We start from the raw sequence: 18,822 nt of genomic DNA, 5'->3' as shown, positions 1-18,822 counted from the left end.
TTAGCTGGCGGTGACGACCAGCTGGTTGTTCACAGCCGTCACGCCGTCTACGGCCTTGGCCAGGCTCTCGGCGCGGTCACGGGCTACCGTGGACGGCGCGGGGCCGTTGAGTGTGACCTTGCCGTTCACCCTATCCACATTGATCTTGAGCGCGCTCAGATCAGGATCCTGGGCCAGGCTCGCGTTGACACGTGCCGTGATGGTGGCGTCATCCACGGCCGTCATGGCAGAGTTGGTGGCATCTTTGGCCGTGTTTTCCGCGCTTTGCATTGCGCTGTCGGCCTTCACCCGGGCGTCAGCGGCAGCCTGCTCGGTCTTTTCCACGGCAGAGTCCATGCGCTGGCCCACGGTGGGCTCTTCGTTCTTGCTGCAGGCAGCAAGACCCAGCGCCAGGGCGCTGACCGCCAGCACACTGGCAATGCGTTGAACGGGACGGCTGGAGTGCATCAGGGAGTTCATGGATAAAACCTCTCAGTTAAAAAACGATGGAATGACTTTAGGCGCGGCCATGGCAGGCGCAGGTCGGACACTGCTGAACCCTGTGTAGGACGAGACTGCCGGGGCGTCGCCTCGCCGCCCCCCGCACAGCATTGGCAGGCGCGACAATCGGCGCATGTCTTTTTCCCGTGCATCGCTGTCCCGCTGGTTTCCTTTTCTGTCATGGCCCCGTCCCGACCGCGCCTTGATCCGCGGGGAGTTCTTTGCCGGCATGACGGTCGGCCTCATGCTGGTGCCACAGGGGGTGGCCTACGCGGCGCTGGCCGGTATGCCGCTGGTCACGGGGATCTATGCCTCACTGGTGCCGGCACTGGTGGCGGTGCTGTTCAGCGCGTCCACGCGCCTGGGCGTCGGGCCCACTGCGCTCACCAGCCTGTTGATCGGCGCGTCGCTCACCGGCATGGCGGAGCCGGGCAGCGCGCAATGGGTGGCGCTGGCGGCGTGGATGGCGCTGTTGTCGGGCCTTGTTCAGCTGGTGATGGGCCTGGCACGCTTTGGCTGGTTGCTCAACCTGGTGACATCGCCGGTTCTCAGCGGCTTCACGCAGGCAGCGGCGCTGCTGATTCTGGGGTCGCAGCTCGCGTCGCTCACGGGCCTGCGTTCCGACTGGAGCGCGCTGCTGTCTACCCCCTCGCCCGGCCTGTTTGACCTGACGGCAGCAGCCTTTGGTTTCGGCAGCCTGGCGCTTCTGGTGCTTGCGCGCCGGTGGCGGCCGGCCTTCCCCTCGGCCATTGTGGTGGTGGCGCTGGCGGGGGGCCTGAGCTGGGCGCTGGACTACGCCGATGCCGGCGGCGCCGTGGTGGGTGCGCTGCCATCGGGCATGCCGGATCTTTACTGGCCTGCCGCCCTGCCCTGGTCCAGCTTCTCTGCGCTGGTGATGCCGGTGCTGGTGGTCACCCTGGTGAGTTTTCTGGAGACTGCGTCCAGCGCCAAAGTGGAGAGCCAGCGCTCCGGCGAGCGCTGGAACGAAAACCAGGACCTGATCGGGCAGGGTCTGGCCAAGATCAGCAGCGGGCTGTGCGGCAGCTTTGCCACCAGCGCGTCCTTTTCACGCTCGGCCATCAACCTCTACGCGGGCGCCAAAAGTGGCTGGGCCACACTGTTTGCGATTGCGCTGGTGCTGGTGGTGCTGCTATGGCTCACCCCAGTGCTCTACCACGTACCGCAGTCGGTGCTGGCCGCCGTGGTGGTGACGGCCGTGACCAGCCTCATCAAACCCGGCACCTTGCTGCGGCTGTGGCGGGTTTCGCGGACAGAAGCCGTGATCGCAGCCGTGACGTTTGCGCTCACGCTGGCCACGGCCCCGCGGATGTACTGGGGCGTGCTGGTGGGCCTGCTGATGAACCTGAGCCACTTTCTGTACCAGCGGCTGCACCCCCGCATCATCGAAGTCGGCCTGCACCCTGATGGCAGCCTGCGCGACCGCCACCTGTGGCATCTGCCCGCGCTGGCGCCGCGGCTGCTGGCGCTGCGCATGGATGCAGAGCTCGATTTTGCTTCTGCCAGCGCGCTGGAGCGCCGGGTCACGGACCACCTGGCCAGCCACCCGGAGGTGGTGCATCTGTGCCTCATGGCCCAGCCCATCAACCGGATTGACGTGACCGGCGTGGAGACATTCGCCCAGCTTCTGGCACTGCTGCAGTCGCGCGGCGGCACGCTGCACCTGAGCGGGCTCAAGCTGCCCGTGGAACGGGTGCTGCGCCAGGCCGGCTTGCTGGAAGCCGGCAGCGGCCTGGCCTTGTACCGCACCGATGCCGAAGCGCTGGTGGCACTCAACCAGCTGGAACCGCCCGTACCCCGTGTGTAGTGAGCATGCAGACCGCCCGGCTGGCCCCGGCCTTCACCAACCGAGCGATTTGCAGGGGTTTGGGGCCCACGGGCGCTCTGAAGTGCACTGGTACACTTCGAAAACTCTTTTTTGCACCTTTTTGTGTCTGACTCTGCGGCCTCTCACCTGGTAGATCTTCGCGACCTTCGCCTGGACACCGCCCATGCGCTGGTGGCCCAGGCCGGCGGCAGCGAAGCCGCCTTGCAACGCGAGGTGCCCGCCCGATACCTGCAGAGCCTCATTGACGGCCTGTGCGAACTCTCCCTCAAGGACCCTCTCACCGGGCTGGCCAACCGCAGGCACTTCCGCGCGGTGCTGGAGCGCGAAATCGACCGCGTTACCCGGTCCGGCGAAGCAGCGCTGCTGCTGATGCTGGACATCGATCATTTCAAGAGCGTGAACGACACCCACGGCCACCTGGCCGGTGATGTGGTGCTGCAGTCCGTGGCGCGCACGCTCAGCGCCTGCGTGCGGCCCATGGACACGCTGGCGCGCTATGGCGGTGAAGAATTTGCCGTGGTGCTGCCGGCATGCCAGGCCGGTTTCGGGAGCGTGGTGGCCGAGCGCATCCGCCGGGCGGTGGCAAACACACCCATCAGGATTTCCGGCTCTGTCGAGCTCAACGTAACGGTCAGCATTGGCGGCGCCTTCGCCCTGCAATGGATCCGTTCGACCACCTTGCTGTGGACGGACCGCGCCGACCACCAGCTCTACAAAGCCAAGTCGAGCGGCCGCAACTGCATCTGCATCGAGGAGCAGCCGGACAGCACGGTAAGTGCCGAAGAAAAAAGCCTGTTGTTTGGCCCGCTCTACACCCCCTCGGGTTGGGGCGATCTGCCTCCGCTGGACCCCGCTCCCGCAGGCAGCGCCTACTGAAAGTTAGATGATGAGCGACGCGCTGTCCCCTTCCCCCACCACCTCGCCAGCAGCCCCCGCCGGTGCGGCAACGCCTGTGGCGCCCGGCACCCCAGGTGCCCGCATCATTGCCGTGACCAGCGGAAAAGGCGGGGTTGGCAAAACCTTCGTATCCGCCAATCTGGCTGCGGCCCTCACGCGCCGGGGCCAGCGTGTGCTGGTGCTGGATGCCGACCTCGGCCTGGCCAACCTCGACGTGGTGCTGAACCTGCACCCCAAGATCACGCTGCACGATGTGTTCACCGGCAAGGCTGCGCTGGAAGACGCCGTCATCCAGGCGCCGGGCGGCTTCAACGTGCTGCTGGCAGGCTCCGGCATGGTCGAGTATTCGCGCCTGACGCCCGAAGTGCGCAGCCAGTTTTTGAGCGTGATCCAGGCCCTGACGCCGCAGTACGACGTGGTGTTGCTCGATACCGGTGCCGGTATCTCGGATGTGGTGCTGTTTTCGATCTCGCTGGCGTCCGAGGTGCTGATCGTGGCCACGCCCGAACCCACCTCCCTCACGGACGCCTACGCGGCCATCAAGGTGCTGGCGATGCAGCAAAAGCGCCAGCACGTGCGCATGATCATCAACCAGGCCGCGCGCCCGGGTGATGGCCGCGCCATCACCAGCCAGCTGCAGCAGGTGCTGGACCGGTTTGTCAGCACCGATTCGGGCCGTCCGATGCGCCTGATCCACATGGGTGATATTCCGGCCGACCCGTCCGTGCGCGAGGCCGTGATGCGCCGCCAGCTGCTGCTGCTGCAAACCCCGGGCTGCCCCGCTGCCCTGGCGATTGCCCAGCTGGCCAACAAGATCGAAACCACGCTGCTGAGCCCCGCTCCCTGAGAGGGCCTGCGCTCGCGCCCCGCCTGTCATCGACGCGGCGCCTGTGGGTCGCTCTGTGCGACGTTTTCCTATCGAAGTACCCGCGCGCCCCCATCGCGCCCATTGGCCGTGACTCCCATCGACACCATCCTGAACATCTCCTGCTACAAGTTCGTGCCTTTGCCCGATGCGGCAGCGCTGCGCGAGGTGCTGCATGCGCGCGCCACGGCCGCTGGCCTCAAGGGCACCATCCTGCTGGCCGAAGAAGGCATCAACTTCTTTCTGGCCGGCCCGGCCGAAGCGGTGCGCGGCTTTGTCGATGCGCTGCGCACCGATGCCCGCTTTGCCGATCTGCAGCCCAAGGAGAGCTGGTCAACCACGGTGCCGTTTCGCAAGATGCTGGTCAAGGTCAAGCGCGAGATCATCCGCATGGACCACCCGACCATCCAGCCCGCGCAGGGACGGGCGCCTTCGGTGGACCCGGCCACGCTGCGCCGCTGGCTGGCCCAGGGGCATGACGATGACGGGCGCGAGGTGGTGACGCTGGACACCCGCAACGCCTTCGAGGTGGATGCGGGCACCTTCGACAACGCCATCGACTGGCGCATCGACAAGTTCACCGAGTTCCCGCCTGCCCTGCGCGCCCACAAGGCCCAGCTGCGGGACAAGACCGTGGTGAGCTTTTGCACCGGCGGCATCCGCTGCGAGAAGGCTGCAATTTTGATGCGCGAAGAAGGCCTTGCGCATGTCTACCAGCTCGAAGGCGGCATCCTCAAATACTTTGAGCTCACCGATGGTGCGCACTACCACGGCGGCTGTTTTGTGTTCGATGAACGCCGGGTGCTGGCGGCAGACCTGTCGACCGACCCTGCACCCGTGGTTGGTGAAATCGCTATCAGTAAGTGAGCTGCCAGCGCTTTACCATCAAGCGCTAGAGGCCAATTTGGCTTGAAACCAAAACATTCAAGCCCACCCGCAAACCGGTCAAGGCTTGAAGCGGCGCTCTGGCAGCGCAATCCACTCCACCTCACCCGGCACCTGGCCCATTGCCTGGGCATCCCAGTCAGCGGCGGCCTGCACGATACGCTCCTTGCGGCTGGAGACAAAGTTCCACCACATGTGGCGCGGCGCATCCAGCGCGTCGCCCCCAATCACCATCAGACGCACCGGGCTGTCACCTGCAGATAGGTGGGTGGCCTGGCCCGGCTCCAGCACCGCCAGGCGATGCGCGGCCACGGTTTCCCCATCGATCTGGACCGCAGCATCCACGGTATAGACCGCCATCTCCGGCACCAGGGCCGGGAGGTCGAGCGTGGCACCGACAGGCAATTGGACATCGAGGTACAGCGTGCGCGAATAGGTGGCCACCGGAGAGGTCTGCCCGAAAGCCTGCCCGATCAACACGCGCACAGTGGCGGCCCCCACCTGCACTTCGGCAATGGCAGCGGCGGGCGTGTGCACAAACGAAGGGTCGGCCTCTTCATGGGCCTGCGGCAGTGCAGCCCACAGCTGGATGCCATGGTTCACATAGGCCTGATTCGCAAGACTCTCCGGGCGGCGCTCGGAATGCACGATGCCCCGCCCCGCCGTCATCCAGTTGATGGCGCCGGGCTCGATCTGCTGCACATGGCCCAGGCTGTCGCGGTGCAGGATGGCACCGGAGAACAGGTAGGTCACGGTGGCCAGCCCGATATGGGGGTGGGGCCGCACATCGTGGCTCGCACCGGGCTCCACTGTCACAGGTCCGAAATGGTCGAAAAACAAAAATGGCCCGACGGCCTGGCGCTGCACGGCAGGCAGCAGGCGCCGCACCGTAAACCCGCCGCCCAGGTCTTTGGCGTGGCCTGCCAGGCGCAGGGGCGCGCTCACGATACGTCTCCCGCTGCGTCATCGCGGCGTGAAGAACAATTTGGGCGGTGCATAAACAATTCTCCCTGGTGGCCGGTCACGATGACAGCGCGAGCCTGGCGGCGATCTGCGCCACGCGTTGGCCCAGCCTCCGGCCGGTTTCCAGATCGCCCGGAAACATTTCAGCAGCCGAGGCGTCGGAGGGCGACTGCGCCATCGCGCCGCTGTAGGAGCCGATCCAGTTCACGTCGTTGCGGGTGGCTGCCTTGGAGTTGGCCGGCATCATGCCGTTGCCCACCCAGATGCCGCCATGCTGCATGGCCAGGTGAAACAGATAGTCCAGCGTCACCTGCTTGTCGCCGTTGGTGCCGGCACTGTTGGTAAAGCCTGCAAACAGCTTGTCCTTCCAGGCCTGGCTGAACCAGGGCTTGGACGAGGCATCCGCAAACTTCTTGAACTGCCAGCTGGGGCCGGCCATGTAGGTGGGTGAACCCAGGATGATGGCGTGCGCGGCTGCCAGGGTTTCCCAGCCGCCTTCGGGCAGATTGCCATCGGGGTCGATGGCCATCAGCTCGGCGCCCGCGCCCTCTGCCACAGCCTGGGCCAGGCGCTGTGTGTGACCGTAGCCCGAGTGATAAACCACCGCAATGTCTGCCATCGAAAAACTCCTGTTCAAACCCTGGTGAAGTAAATGCACTGCGCTCCCGCGCGGGATGCAATCTCCGCGGGAGCGCTCTTGCAGCCTACAGGTCTTTGAACCTTAGTTCAACGGCCGGAGGTGCGCGCATCCACGCTCCAGCCGCCTGCGCCGAAGGCCGCCAGGGCCAGCAAGCCGCCTGTCACGCCCACGTTCTTGAAGAACATCAGCTGCTGCATCATCTGCTGGTCAGCGGGCAGGCTCCAGTAGGCGTGAAAGAAGAAGCTGGCCACCAGCGTGAAGAATGCCAGCGCCAGCGCCGCCAGACGGGTACCAAAGCCGAAAATCAACGCAAGCGCGCCGAGCACCTCGACGGCAGCCGCCACCGCCGCTGCCACGGTGGGCATGGGCAGCCCGACGGAGCTGATATAGCCCACCGTACCGGCAAAACCGGTGATCTTGCCAATGCCGGCAGGCAGAAACAATGCGGCCAAGAGAAGACGTGAGGCAAGTGCCAGAGGATTTTGCAGGGATGTGAACATGATGAACTCCTGGTGAAAAAGTGAAAGTAAAGAACGTTGGCGAGAGGGAGGTAGGGGAAAGGTGCGTCAGGGAGCCAGGTCAAAAACCAGCACCTCGGCATTGCGGGCGTCGGTCAGTGACAGGCTGGTTTCCTTTTCCATCAGCACGGCATCGCCGCCCGACAGCGCATGGCCGTTCACCGACAGGTCGCCGCGCACCAGATGCACATAGGTCTTGCGCGCCGGATTGAGGGCCTGTGTGACCGAGTCCGCGCCATCCAGCAAACCCGCATACAACGCGGCATCGGCGTGGATCTTGACTGAATCCTGCGCGCCATCGGGCGATGCCACCAGACGCAGCGCACCGCGTTTTTCTGTCTCGGCAAAAGTCTTTTGCTCGTAGCTGGGAGGAATGCCGCGCACGTTGGGCTCGATCCAGATCTGCAGGAAGTGCGTGGTCTGGCCCGCTGCGTGGTTGAACTCGCTGTGCTGCACACCGGTGCCTGCGCTCATGCGCTGCACGTCGCCGGGCGGAATGCCCTTGATGTTGCCCATGCTGTCCTTGTGGGCGAGTTCACCCGACAGCACGTAGCTGATGATTTCCATGTCGCGGTGGCCATGGGTGCCAAAGCCCGTGCCGGGAGCGATGCGGTCTTCGTTGATGACCCGCAGGTTGCCAAAGCCCATGTGTGCCGGGTCGTAGTAACCGGCAAACGAAAAGCTGTGGAAGGAATTGAGCCAGCCATGGTCGGCGTGGCCCCGGTCTTGCGATTTACGAACAGTCAGCATGTGAGTGCTCCTTTCAAGACTCAACTGTAGAACTTCGTGCAGGCCAGCAAGGGCTGCTGGATTGATGGCAATATTCAAATAATCTGAACTAACATGGCGCCACCATGCAAAACGCACGCGATGTTCTGACCCCCGATGCACTGACCATGCTGCAGGTGATCGCCGAAGCAGGCAGCTTTGCCGCTGCGGCCCGGCAGCTGGGCCTGGTGCCCAGCGCCCTCACCTACCGCGTGCGCCAGATCGAAGATGCGCTCGATGTGCTGCTGTTTGACCGCAGCTCGCGCCAGGCGCGCCCCACCGAGGCGGGCACCGAGCTGCTGCGCGAGGGCGCACGCCTGTTGCAGGACATCGACGCCGTGGCCCACCGCGTGCGCCGCGTGGCCACCGGCTGGGAGCCGCAGCTGACGATTTCGGTGGACGGCATCATCTCGCCCCACACCATGCTGGAGCTGGTGGATGCCTTCTATGCCATGGAGCCCCCCACGCGCCTGAAGCTGCGCGACGGGATCATGAAAGGCACGCTGGAGAACCTGACCTCGGGCCGGGCCGATCTGGCCATCGGGGTTTCGGTGCCGGGCACCGATGTGGCGGGCCTGCAGCAGGGCACGCTGGGGGAAGTGCTTTTCATTTACGTGGTGGCGCCCCACCACCCGCTGGCCAGCGCGCCAGAGCCCATCTCCGATGCCACGCTGCTGGAGCACCGCGCCGTGGCCGTGGCCGATTCGGCCACGCGCGGCGGCGCCACCATGGGCCTGCTGGGTGGGCAGGATGTGCTGACGGTGGACACCATGCAGGCCAAGGTGCGTGTGCAGCTGCGCGGGCTGGGCGGCGGGTTTTTGCCCGAACCCATGGTGCGCCCCTACCTGGAGGCCGGGCGCCTGGTGACGCGCCGCGTGGCAAGGCTGGAGCGCAAAGTGCGCGTGCACTACGCCTGGGGTGGCCCCGGCTTCACCGCGCCGGGCCGGGCGCTGCAGTGGTGGCTGAACCAGCTGCAAAGCCCCGCCACACGCCGCGCTCTGCTGGAAAACCACCATCATTTGTGACCTTGATCAAGTGCGACGTGCGCCCTACCGCGTGTAGAGTGGTTGGTGTTGGTTTTGCATTGCATTTCAATCGCCGCACGTCACCGAAAGGCCCTCCATGAGCAAACCTGATCCTCTCCCCGCCAAACGGCTCCGACGCACCAGCGCCCCCGCACCCGCAGCTACGCCCACCCCCACCACCCGATCCGGGAAACCGCAGCGCCACTTCGCCATCATCGGCGCGGGCATGGCGGGCATTGCCTGCGCGCGCACCCTGGTGCAGGCCGGGCACCGCGTGACGGTGTTCGAGAAATCCTCCCAGGCCGGCGGCCGCACCGCCACCATCGACTCCCCTTTTGGCAACTTTGACGCGGGCGCCCAGTACTTCACCGTGCGCGATCCGCGCTTTGCGCGCGCCATCGACACCGTGCCCGGCATCTGCAAGCGCTGGAGCGCCAACTCCGTGCAAGTGCTTGATGCCGCGGGCCGTGTGGCCGCCGTGGGCCTGCCGCACCGCGAGGCCCACTGGGTGGCCAGCCCCGGCATGCAATCGCTGGTCGCCACCTGGGCCGAGCCCCTGGTGCAGGCCGGGCAACTCATCACGCAAACCCGCGTGACGCGCATCGAGCGCGATGCGCTGAACACACCCGGCTGGCAGCTTCGCACCGAGGGTGCTGGCGGTGCCCAGCATGTGTATGCAGGCTTCGACGCCGTGTTGCTGGCACAACCCGCAGTACCTGCCCAGGCCCTGATTTCCAGCTCGGGACTGGATACACCCCTGGCCGACGCCATGTCCCGGGTGGCCATAGCCCCCTGCTGGACGCTGATGCTTGCTTACCCGCAGGCCGTGCGCCCGGGCCTCACCACGCTGGGCCCGCAGTGGAACGCTGCGCGCAGCACGCACCACCGCATCGCCTGGCTGGCGCGCGAGTCGTCCAAGCCCGGCCGCAACCTGGTGGAGCGCTGGACGGTGCAGGCCAGCCCCGCCTGGTCGGCCGAACACCTGGAGGACGACGAGGCCCGTGTGCAGGCCAAGCTGCTCAAGGCCTTCGCCGAGGTCACCGGCATCCGTGCCACGCCAGCACACGCCGACACGCGCCGCTGGCGTTATGCCCAAACCACCCACCCCCTGGGCAAAACCCACCTGTGGGATGCGGGCGCAGGACTGGGTGCCTGTGGAGACTGGTGCCTCGGGCACCGGCTGGAAGACGCGTTTGTGTCCGGCCTGGAACTCGCACTTGCCGTTGCATGACGGCAGCCGATGGGGCAGCGCTGCGCTATGTGGGCCGGTTTGCACCGTCGCCCACGGGTCCGCTGCACGCGGGCTCTCTGGTGGCGGCGCTTGCCAGCTGGCTGGACGCACGCGCGCGCCACGGCAGTTGGCTGGTGCGCATTGAAGATGTGGACACCCCCCGTTGCGTGCCCGGCGCCGACGAGGTCATCTTGCAGCAGCTGGCCACCTGCGGCCTCTTGCCAGACGCTCCAGCGCAATGGCAATCGCGGCGGGGCGAGCGCTACCAGCAGGCACTGGACCAGCTCGTGGTGAAGGGCCATGCCTACCCGTGCGCCTGCTCCCGCAAGGACATCGAAGACGTACACGCGGCGCGCGGCCACGCCCGCGAACGCCATGCCGCGCTGCCCTACCCCGGCACCTGCCGCCACGGGCTGCAGGGGCGTGCGGCGCGGTCGTGGCGGTTCAATGCAACGGATTTCAAGCCAAAACAGCCTCCAGCGCTTATCCATAAAGCGCAAGCAGCTACTAATTTAATAGCAAACAGCATCGTGCACTGGCAGGACCGCCGCCTGGGTGCACAGCAGCAGAACGTGGCTGACACGGTGGGCGACTTTGTGCTGCGCCGGGCCGACGGGCTGTGGGCCTACCAGCTGGCCGTGGTGGTGGATGACGCCGACCAGGGCATTACCGACGTGGTGCGCGGCGAAGACCTGGCGGACAACACGCCACGCCAGATCCTGCTTCAGCAGGCGCTGGGGCTGCCCACGCCGCGCTACCTGCACACACCCCTGGTGTGTGGGGACAACGGCGAAAAGCTCTCCAAGCAAAACGGTGCGCGCGCGCTGGACCTGGCCGAGCCGCTCCAGGCACTGGCCAGCGCCGCGCAGGTGCTGGGCCTTCCAGCGCTGCCCGCCGAACACCCACACCCGCAGGGCCTGCCCGATGCCCTCGCCTACTGGGTCACCGCGTGGCGACGAAACTACAATGGCGCACCGTGACCGAACTGACCACCGCATCTGCCCCCACCGCTGCGACCGCAGCAGCCCCCGCAACCCCTGGCGGGGCACCCGCTGGCGTGAGCCATCCCAAGACCATCAAGAGCTTTGTGCGCCGTGCTGGACGCACCACCACGGGCCAGGCCAAGGCCTTTGAAGATTTTGGCCCGCGTTTTGTGCTGCCGTATGCGCCCGCGCCCCTGGATGCTGCAGCAGCCTTCGGCCGCCATGCGCCGCTGGTGCTCGAAATCGGCTTCGGCATGGGCGAAGCCACGGCCCACATCGCGCGTGTGCGGCCAGATGACAACTTTCTGTGCTGCGAGGTGCACGAGCCCGGCGTGGGCGCGCTGCTCAAGCGCATCGGTGAGCAGGAACTGACGAACATCCGCATCCTGCAACACGACGCGGTAGAGGTGATCGACCACATGCTGCCGCCGGGCTGCCTCGACGGCGTGCACATCTTCTTCCCCGACCCCTGGCACAAGAAAAAGCACAACAAGCGCCGCCTGATCCAGGCCCCGCTGGTCGCCAAGCTGGCCGCCCGCCTCAAGCCTGGTGGCTATCTGCACTGCGCCACCGACTGGCAGCCCTACGCCGAGCAGATGCTGCAGGTGCTGGGCGCCGAACCCCTGCTGCAAAACACCGCCAGCGGCTTCGCACCGCAGCCCGACTACCGCCCCCTCACCAAGTTTGAAAACCGCGGCCTTCGGCTCGGGCATGGTGTGTGGGATGTGGTGTTCGTACGCCGAAACTGAACCGTAGCCCCCACCGGACGCGCCCGTACACAACGCCTATGAAACCGATTCTGCAAAACCTTGTGGAGATGACGGGTCACCGCGATCACCTTCGGCTGGAGGTGTCGGTGTTGTCCACCCTGCAAAAGCTCAGCGGCATCATCGAGGTGCGCGCGCTGGAGCTTTTCACCGATGCCGGTGTATCCCATGTCCGCCCCCGCACCTGGATCGAGGACGGGCAACTCGTCTCCACCGATTCGGAAGCCGCCTCCGACCCCCGGCGCGAGACTCTGGACAACTACACCGCCCTGCGCGAATGCATCGCCAACCACCGCGACAGCGCGCTGGTCTCGCCCCGCAAGGGTTGCCATGTCCTGTGGCTGCCCGTGTGGATGCATGAAAAGGTCACCACGTGCCTGGAGATCACGCAGTCGCGCCCCTTTTCGGCGCACAAGCTCGAAGTGGTCAAGGGCGTTTTTCAGGTGTATCAGAACTACCAGCGGCTTCTGGATTACAGCGAGCGCGACGCGCTCACCGGCCTGTTCAATCGCAAGACCTTTGACGAGCAGTTCTCGCGCACCTCGCTCAACGGCATGGTCAGTGGCCGCCTGGCGTCAGCGCCGGAGCCCCTTACCGCCGACGATGCATCCCAGCCAGGCGAACCCTTGCAGCAGTGGCTGGCCGTAGTGGACATCGACCACTTCAAGCAGGTCAACGACCGTTTCGGGCATCTGTATGGCGACGAGGTGCTGATCCTGATCGCCAACATCCTGCGCAGCTCATTCCGCAGCCACGACCGCATCTTCCGCTTCGGTGGCGAAGAGTTCGTGGTGCTGCTGCGCTCGACCACGCTGACCACGGCCCACAAGGTGTTCAACCGCTTTCGGCTCGCCGTGCAGGAATATCCGTTCCCTCAGGTGGGCCGGGTCACGGTGAGCATGGGCTTTGTCAGCACGGCCAAGGGCTCACCGGTGGAGATCCTGGGACAGGCCGATCAGGCGCTGTATTACGCCAAGGAACATGGGCGCAACCAGGTCTGTTTTTACGATGACCTGGTGGCCAGCGGCCAGCTGACGGCCAAAGTGGCCAACGACGACGTCGAACTCTTCTGAACCCCTACCCTGACGACGCAAGTAGCGCGTCCACATCCACCGCATCCCGCTGTGCGGGGTCGAGAAAAAGCTCGGCGTAGTCGCGCCAGACACCACTGGTCAGGAAGAAGCGGAACACACTGGCATCGATGTGCTGCTCGCGCACCATGTGAGACATGATGTTGAGCGACTCTGACAGGGTCTTGGGCGGTTTGTAGGGCCGGTCAGCTGCGGTCAGGGCCTCAAAGATATCGGCCAGGGTCATCACGCGGTCGGCCAGCGTGAGATCGGCTCCTTTCAGGCGCCTCGGATAACCCGTTCCGTCCAGCTTCTCGTGGTGCGACCCGGCAATGGACGGCACGCGTGCCAGGTGCGGCGGGAACGGCAGACCGCTGAGCATGATGATGGTCTGCACGATGTGGTCGTTGATCTTGAACCTGTCTTCTGCGGTGAGCGTGCCGCGCCGGATCGACAGGTTGTGCAGCTCGCCCAGGTGTGCCTCGAAGGGCGGCACCACCATGTCGAAGCCCCAGCGGTTGGCCGGGTTGTCTGCCTCCACCGGCGGCTTGCGGGCGCCCCAGGGCACGATGTGCTCGGGCCGGTCGGCCAGCAGGGGCTCGTTGGCTGGCAGGCTGCGCGCAGGCACTTTTGCCAGCCGCGCCATCTCCGCCTGCGACAGCCCGAGCCGGTCGTCAAAATGCCGCTGCCACACCTGCCGCCCGATGGTGGCAAGGCGCTGCACGTCGGCCTCGGCCATGAATTCACCGCCCACGTTGCTGCGGGCCACAAATGCGAAATCGTCCTGCAGGCGCTCCCGCCGCTGCAACAGTTCGCGCTGCAGCCGCTCCGGGTCCACGCCGGATATATGCTGCTTCCAGTAGTCCAGTTCGGCATCGCGCCACAGCACTTCAAAGCGCATGCGCACCTCATGGATGCGGTTGTACAGCGCCTCCAGCTTGGTGGCCTTGTCGATGATGTGCTCGGGGCTGGTGACCTTGCCGCAGTCGTGCAGCCAGGCACCCAGGCGGAACTCATAGCGCTCTGCCTCCGTCATGGCCACATGGGCAAATGGCCCGTCCTTGGCCTCGCACATCCGTTGCATCAGGGATTCGGCCAGCTGGGGCACCCGCTCACAATGTCCGCCGGTGTAGGGGCTCTTGGCATCGATGGCGTCGGCCAGCAGGCGGATGACGGCATCGAACAGCTTCTTCTGCCCTTCGATCAGGCTGCGGGTTTCGATGGCCACCGACAGCGTGCCGGAGAGTTTTTCGACAAACGCGCGGAAGTGCACGTCGTCCTGCTGCTGGTTGGCACGGTAGCGCAGCACCAGCAGGCCCAGCGGCTGCCCATCGCGCGTGCGCAGCTGCACCCGCAGTGCACGCTGGGGCAAGGCCTGATCGTCGTCCTGGGCATCGACGTCCTGCGGCTCTGTCGGGTTGATGAAAAACGCCATGGGCAGGTGGTCCGGGTAGCGCGCCTGCTGCTCCGGGTCTTCGCAGTACCTTGCAGTGCGCGCAAGGCCCGTGCGCTGCGCCTCCACCAGGTACACCGCGCCCCCCGTGCAGCTGGTGGCGCGCACCAGCTCATACAGCACGCTGGAGAGCATGACGTCCATGCGGGACTCGGCGCTGATGTGGTGCGTGATGTGCAGGAACTCCTCGATGGTGTCGGACATGCGGTCCATCACCTGGCCCAGTGCGCGTACCTCGCGCACGGGTGACATGCGACGACTCGGGCGCCGGAAATCGAACCGCGCCAGGGCCTGCGCCTGCAGGGCCAGCCCCGAGAGGCTGCGCCCCACCCGCCTTCCGGCCAGCCACCCGAACAGCAGCATGAGCGCAATGAGCGCCAGGGACAGCCACACCTGCCGCCGAAGGTTCTCGTTCACGTCTGCCAACAGCTCGCGGGTAGGGATGGCCATCAGGATGTGCAGGCCTTCCCAGCGCTGCGACTTGAGCGACAGGACCTTGAACAACCACTCCTCCCCATCTGCCTCGAGCCGGCGCGTGACCCCCGCCTTGAGGTCAATACCTTGCAAGCCTTGGAAACTGGGTACGCCGAGTTCCTCCAGGGTTCGCAGCTCGAGGCTGGTGTCGTTGCCTTCGCGCACCCATACGCGGGACATGTCCGGGTAGGCCAGCACGCGGCGGTCCTGGTCCACCACGGCGATTTCGGTGCGCGGTACGAGCCGGAGCTCGCCAATCTCCTGGCCCAGATCGGTGAGCGCCACATCCAGGCCAATCACCGCGCGGCCGTCCTCGCTGGGCTGGCTCAGCGTGACCCCCACCTCTTGCGTGGTGAAAAACAGATAGGGCGCAGTGAGAACCTGTGTGTTACGTTCAGCCGCCAGGGCGTACCAGGGACGGGAGCGGGGGTCATAGCGGTAGTTGGGCCGCACCGAGGAGTCGAGCAGCTTCAGTTGTGCGTCGTAGTAGTTCCAGCGGCCGGTCAGGCCAGCAGTGCCTGCTGCCCCCGCCGTGCCCCGCTCCCGCGCCATGGACTGCACCAGGAAGGCCGCCTCTGCAGGTGCCTCCAGCCGGGCACGCAGCGTCGCATTGCGCAGCGGGCGTACCAGCAAAAACTGTCCATCGGAGTACCCGATGAACACCGCCGACAACAAGGCGTTCTGCTCCAGCAGGCGAACCAACACCGGCAGGCGGCGCAACCGGGTCTGCAAGCTGGTGGCAGAGGCAATGGGGTCAAACACCAGCAGACGCAGCGTGGCATCGGCCGGGTCCACGACATGGTGCACCCGTTCGCTGATCAACTGGCTGATGTGCAGCGCACTGTCATCCGACGCCGCAATGATGGCCTGGCGCGCGCTGGTGCCCACCTGGTAGACCAGCAGCACCGCAAGCAGCACCATGGCCGACACCACCACCGACGCAATCACCACCTCAAACGGTATGGTGAAACGCAGCCACCAGGGCGGGTGGGCAACCTCGGGACCCGACAGGCTGGAGCGGGTGCCGTCGGCAGGCAGCGGATCGTGCAGGCTTTCGCGCAAGGGGTCCATGCGCTTGAATGTAGGGGGTAGCCGGTGTTCCGTCACCCGTTATCTGGCAACAAGGGCCACCCCGCCACAGCGACCCGCGCCGCCATGGTGCCCCGCTGCGGGTATCAGCCCAGCTGCTGCGTCACCCAGCCTGTGACCGAGGCCAGCGCCGCTGGCAGCCTGGAGGCATCGGTGCCGCCAGCCATGGCCATGTCGGGCTTGCCGCCGCCCTTGCCGCCGACTTGCTGGGCGACAAAGTTGACCAGTTCGCCGGCCTTGACCTTGCCCACGCTGTCGGCCGTGACGCCCGCAGCGATCTGCACCTTGTCGCCGTCCACCGCAGCCAGCACGATGGCGGCCGTCTTGAGCTTGTCCTTGAGCTTGTCCATGGTGTCGCGCAGCGTCTTGGCGTCGGCGCCAGGCAGCGCGGCCGCCAGGACCTTGATGCCCTTCACATCCACGGCCTGGTTCACCAGCTCATCGCCCTGGCTGGAGGCCAGCTTGCCCTTCAGGGCCGCGACTTCCTTTTCGAGCGCGCGGGCGTTGTCCAGCGCCTGGCTGATGCGGCCATTGAGTTCGGCAACCGGCGCCTTGAGGGTGCTGGCGGCCTGGTTAACGGTGTCTTCCAGGTTCTGCAAGTACGCCAGTGCGTTGGCGCCCGTCACGGCCTCAATGCGGCGGATGCCAGCAGCCACGCCGCCCTCACCCACCACCTTGAACAGGCCGATGTCGCCCGTGCGCTGCACGTGCGTGCCGCCGCACAGTTCACGGCTGGTGCCGATGTCGAGCACGCGCACGGTTTCGCCGTACTTCTCGCCGAACAGCATCATGGCGCCGGTCTTCTGGGCCGATTCGATGTCCATCACCCGAGCCTGCGTGGGCTGGTTCGCCAGGATTTCTTCGTTGACGCGGCGTTCGATCTCGCGGATTTCAGCCGCCGTCACGGCGCCGTTGTGTGTGAAGTCGAAGCGTGTGCGGTCGGCATTGACCAGGCTGCCCTTTTGCTGCACGTGGCTGCCCAGTACTTCGCGCAAGGCCTTGTGCATGATGTGCGTGACCGAGTGGTTGCGCACCGTGGCGGCGCGCACGGCGGTGTTCACCTGGGCCTGCACCGTGTCTCCCACATTCAGCGTGCCCTCTTCGAGCGTGCCGTGGTGGCCAAACACATCGGCCTTGATTTTGAGGGTGTCGTCCACCGCAAACCTGGCCGAGCCGCTGGTGATCACGCCCTCGTCACCCACCTGGCCGCCGCTTTCGGCATAGAACGGGGTCGTGTCGAGCACCACCACACCGTTTTGACCACTTTTCAGGGCTGCAGCGCTTGTCCCGTCTACGTAGATTGCTACTATTTTTGCAGTCTCCGCGAGATTCTCATAGCCCGTGAACTGGTTGGCCGCACCGCTGTACTCCAGCGCCTTGTCCATCTTGAACTTGCCGGCCGCGCGGGCCTGGGCCTTCTGCTTTTCCATGGCGGTCTTGAAACCGGCTTCGTCCACTTCGACGTCGCGCTCCCTGCACACGTCGTTGGTCAGGTCAAGCGGAAAGCCGTAGGTGTCGTGCAGCTTGAAGGCCACGTCGCCGGGCAGCACCTTGGCGCCGCCGTCCAGGGTAGCGTCCAGGATTTCCATGCCATTGGCCAGCGTTTCAAAGAAGCGCTCTTCTTCCACCTTCAGCACCTCGGTGATGCGCTGCTCCTGCGCGCGCAGCGATGGGTAGGCATCGCCCATCAGGCGCACCAGGTCGGCCACCAGCTTGTGGAAGAACGGGGTCTTCTTGCCCAGCTTGTAGCCGTGGCGGATGGCGCGGCGCACGATGCGGCGCTGTACGTAGCCGCGGCCTTCGTTGCTGGGGATCACGCCGTCGCTCACCAGGAAGGCGGTGGCGCGGATGTGGTCAGCGATCACGCGCAGGCTCTTGTTGTTGAGGTCGGTCACACCGGTCTCGCGGCCAGCGGCCTTGATGAGCTGGTCGAACAGGTCGATCTCGTAATTGCTGTGCACGTGCTGCAGGATGGCGGCCAGGCGCTCCAGGCCCATGCCGGTGTCCACGCAGGGTGCGGGCAGCGGGGTCACGGCACCCGTCTCGTCCATGTTGAACTGCATGAACACGTTGTTCCAGATCTCGATGAAACGGTCGCCGTCTTCATCGGGGCTGCCTGGAGGGCCGCCAGCGATGTGCGGGCCATGGTCATAGAAGATTTCGCTGCACGGGCCGCAGGGGCCGGTGTCGGCCATCATCCAGAAGTTGTCGGACTTGTAGCGGCCGCCCTTGTTGTCGCCGATGCGGATCACGCGCTCGGGTGGCAAGCCGATTTCCTTGGTCCAGATGTCGTAGGCCTCGTCGTCCTCTTGGTACACCGTGGCCAGCAGGCGCTCGGGTGGCAGCTTGTAAACCTCGGTCAGCAGTTCCCACGCCCACTTGAGCGATTCGCGCTTGAAGTAGTCGCCAAACGACCAGTTGCCCAGCATTTCAAAGAAGGTGTGGTGGCGCGCGGTGTAGCCCACGTTTTCCAGGTCGTTGTGCTTGCCACCGGCACGCAGGCAGGCCTGCACGGACACCGCCCGGTTGTACGAACGCTTGTCGGTGCCCAGGAACACGTCCTTGAACTGCACCATGCCCGAGTTGGTGAACATCAGCGTGGGGTCGTTGCCCGGCACCAAGGGGCTGGACGCGACCACGGTGTGGCCCTTGGAGACGAAGAAGTCCAGGAAGGACTTGCGGATGTCAGCGACAGAAAAAGTGGGAGTGCTCATGGTGTTATGGAGTGGATGCACGGAGCAGGCAGGCCGCAGGCTGCGCACCTGGGCGTTGCCTGTCGCTGCCCCTATGGGGACCAACCTTTCATTATAGGTTTGCAGGTCTGTGGCACGTGGCTGGAGGGAGACAGACCCGTACAGATGGAGCCTG

16 protein-coding genes are annotated in these 18,822 nt (G+C 65.6%); 9 read left to right on the top strand and 7 right to left on the bottom strand.

Features of this window, described 5'->3' with window-relative positions:
* Positions 1 to 459 (bottom strand): BON domain-containing protein, encoded by a 459-nt coding sequence (locus KYG_RS17675; protein WP_139019412.1) that lies wholly within the window; start codon positions 457 to 459, stop codon positions 1 to 3.
* A 154-nt stretch (positions 460 to 613) separates the two neighbouring features.
* Between KYG_RS17675 and KYG_RS17670 the strand changes: the two genes are divergently transcribed.
* The 4 genes from KYG_RS17670 (at position 614) to KYG_RS17655 (ending at position 4,955) form a co-directional block, all read left to right on the top strand.
* Positions 614 to 2,305, top strand: coding sequence for a SulP family inorganic anion transporter (locus tag KYG_RS17670; RefSeq protein ID WP_008906298.1), 1,692 nt, complete (start codon positions 614 to 616; stop codon positions 2,303 to 2,305).
* Between the two features lie 123 nt (positions 2,306 to 2,428).
* Positions 2,429 to 3,202 (top strand): GGDEF domain-containing protein, encoded by a 774-nt coding sequence (locus KYG_RS17665; RefSeq protein WP_034695172.1) that lies wholly within the window; start codon positions 2,429 to 2,431, stop codon positions 3,200 to 3,202.
* A gap of 10 nt (positions 3,203 to 3,212) precedes the next feature.
* Entirely contained in the window at positions 3,213 to 4,070 is an 858-nt protein-coding gene (locus KYG_RS17660; RefSeq protein ID WP_008906296.1) for a MinD/ParA family protein, read from the top strand.
* Between the two features lie 117 nt (positions 4,071 to 4,187).
* Positions 4,188 to 4,955, top strand: coding sequence for a sulfurtransferase (locus KYG_RS17655; RefSeq protein ID WP_034695184.1), 768 nt, complete (start codon positions 4,188 to 4,190; stop codon positions 4,953 to 4,955).
* Positions 4,956 to 5,033: 78 nt separating this feature from the next.
* On the opposite strand, the gene KYG_RS17650 is transcribed toward KYG_RS17655, so the two are convergent.
* From KYG_RS17650 to KYG_RS17635, 4 genes are all read right to left on the bottom strand, one after another.
* On the bottom strand, positions 5,034 to 5,918 hold the full coding sequence (locus KYG_RS17650) for a pirin family protein (RefSeq protein WP_008906294.1): 885 nt from the start codon (positions 5,916 to 5,918) through the stop codon (positions 5,034 to 5,036).
* 76 nt (positions 5,919 to 5,994) lie between these two features.
* A complete protein-coding gene (locus KYG_RS17645) occupies positions 5,995 to 6,555 on the bottom strand; it encodes a flavodoxin family protein (protein ID WP_008906293.1) in 561 nt (186 codons plus the stop codon).
* A gap of 107 nt (positions 6,556 to 6,662) precedes the next feature.
* Complete coding sequence (locus KYG_RS17640) at positions 6,663 to 7,076, bottom strand: DoxX family protein (protein ID WP_008906292.1); 414 nt, start codon at positions 7,074 to 7,076, stop codon at positions 6,663 to 6,665.
* 66 nt (positions 7,077 to 7,142) lie between these two features.
* Entirely contained in the window at positions 7,143 to 7,844 is a 702-nt protein-coding gene (locus tag KYG_RS17635) for a pirin family protein (RefSeq protein ID WP_008906291.1), read from the bottom strand.
* A gap of 104 nt (positions 7,845 to 7,948) precedes the next feature.
* Between KYG_RS17635 and KYG_RS17630 the strand changes: the two genes are divergently transcribed.
* The 5 genes from KYG_RS17630 (at position 7,949) to KYG_RS17610 (ending at position 12,941) form a co-directional block, all read left to right on the top strand.
* Complete coding sequence (locus KYG_RS17630) at positions 7,949 to 8,887, top strand: LysR family transcriptional regulator (protein ID WP_008906290.1); 939 nt, start codon at positions 7,949 to 7,951, stop codon at positions 8,885 to 8,887.
* A gap of 97 nt (positions 8,888 to 8,984) precedes the next feature.
* Positions 8,985 to 10,118, top strand: coding sequence for an NAD(P)/FAD-dependent oxidoreductase (locus KYG_RS17625; protein ID WP_139019411.1), 1,134 nt, complete (start codon positions 8,985 to 8,987; stop codon positions 10,116 to 10,118).
* A complete protein-coding gene (gluQRS, locus tag KYG_RS17620; RefSeq protein ID WP_008906288.1) occupies positions 10,115 to 11,098 on the top strand; it encodes a tRNA glutamyl-Q(34) synthetase GluQRS in 984 nt (327 codons plus the stop codon). Before KYG_RS17625 ends, gluQRS begins: the two co-directional genes overlap by 4 nt.
* The gene (gene trmB / locus KYG_RS17615; RefSeq protein WP_008906287.1) at positions 11,095 to 11,850 is read left to right on the top strand and encodes a tRNA (guanosine(46)-N7)-methyltransferase TrmB; all 756 of its coding nucleotides are present in this window, start codon (positions 11,095 to 11,097) and stop codon (positions 11,848 to 11,850) included. The genes gluQRS and trmB overlap by 4 nt, the downstream gene beginning before the upstream one ends.
* A gap of 38 nt (positions 11,851 to 11,888) precedes the next feature.
* The gene (locus KYG_RS17610; protein ID WP_008906286.1) at positions 11,889 to 12,941 is read left to right on the top strand and encodes a GGDEF domain-containing protein; all 1,053 of its coding nucleotides are present in this window, start codon (positions 11,889 to 11,891) and stop codon (positions 12,939 to 12,941) included.
* Positions 12,942 to 12,945: 4 nt separating this feature from the next.
* On the opposite strand, the gene KYG_RS17605 is transcribed toward KYG_RS17610, so the two are convergent.
* Both KYG_RS17605 and alaS read right to left on the bottom strand, forming a co-directional pair.
* Positions 12,946 to 15,936 carry an HD domain-containing phosphohydrolase gene (locus KYG_RS17605; RefSeq protein WP_008906285.1) on the bottom strand — a complete coding sequence of 997 codons (2,991 nt, stop codon included), beginning with the start codon at positions 15,934 to 15,936 and terminating at the stop codon, positions 12,946 to 12,948.
* A gap of 104 nt (positions 15,937 to 16,040) precedes the next feature.
* Entirely contained in the window at positions 16,041 to 18,668 is a 2,628-nt protein-coding gene (gene alaS / locus KYG_RS17600; protein WP_008906284.1) for an alanine--tRNA ligase, read from the bottom strand.
* Positions 18,669 to 18,822: the final 154 nt, after the last annotated feature.

The organism is Acidovorax sp. NO-1 (assembly GCF_000238595.1).
Classification (GTDB): Bacteria; Pseudomonadota; Gammaproteobacteria; order Burkholderiales; family Burkholderiaceae_C; genus Acidovorax.
This window is presented reverse-complemented; position numbering and strand designations above follow the sequence as displayed.

Excerpts from the sequence above, each read along its gene's own strand:
- KYG_RS17660 (WP_008906296.1), top strand. The coding sequence starts at position 3,213 with ATGAGCGACGCGCTGTCCCCTTCCCCCACCACCTCGCCAGCAGCCCCC.
- KYG_RS17670 (WP_008906298.1), top strand. The coding sequence starts at position 614 with ATGTCTTTTTCCCGTGCATCGCTGTCCCGCTGGTTTCCTTTTCTGTCA.
- KYG_RS17625 (WP_139019411.1), top strand. The coding sequence starts at position 8,985 with ATGAGCAAACCTGATCCTCTCCCCGCCAAACGGCTCCGACGCACCAGC.
- KYG_RS17605 (WP_008906285.1), bottom strand. The coding sequence starts at position 15,936 with ATGGACCCCTTGCGCGAAAGCCTGCACGATCCGCTGCCTGCCGACGGC.
- alaS (WP_008906284.1), bottom strand. The coding sequence starts at position 18,668 with ATGAGCACTCCCACTTTTTCTGTCGCTGACATCCGCAAGTCCTTCCTG.
- KYG_RS17645 (WP_008906293.1), bottom strand. The coding sequence starts at position 6,555 with ATGGCAGACATTGCGGTGGTTTATCACTCGGGCTACGGTCACACACAG.
- KYG_RS17675 (WP_139019412.1), bottom strand. The coding sequence starts at position 459 with ATGAACTCCCTGATGCACTCCAGCCGTCCCGTTCAACGCATTGCCAGT.
- KYG_RS17635 (WP_008906291.1), bottom strand. The coding sequence starts at position 7,844 with ATGCTGACTGTTCGTAAATCGCAAGACCGGGGCCACGCCGACCATGGC.
- KYG_RS17610 (WP_008906286.1), top strand. The coding sequence starts at position 11,889 with ATGAAACCGATTCTGCAAAACCTTGTGGAGATGACGGGTCACCGCGAT.
- KYG_RS17630 (WP_008906290.1), top strand. The coding sequence starts at position 7,949 with ATGCAAAACGCACGCGATGTTCTGACCCCCGATGCACTGACCATGCTG.
- gluQRS (WP_008906288.1), top strand. The coding sequence starts at position 10,115 with ATGACGGCAGCCGATGGGGCAGCGCTGCGCTATGTGGGCCGGTTTGCA.
- KYG_RS17640 (WP_008906292.1), bottom strand. The coding sequence starts at position 7,076 with ATGTTCACATCCCTGCAAAATCCTCTGGCACTTGCCTCACGTCTTCTC.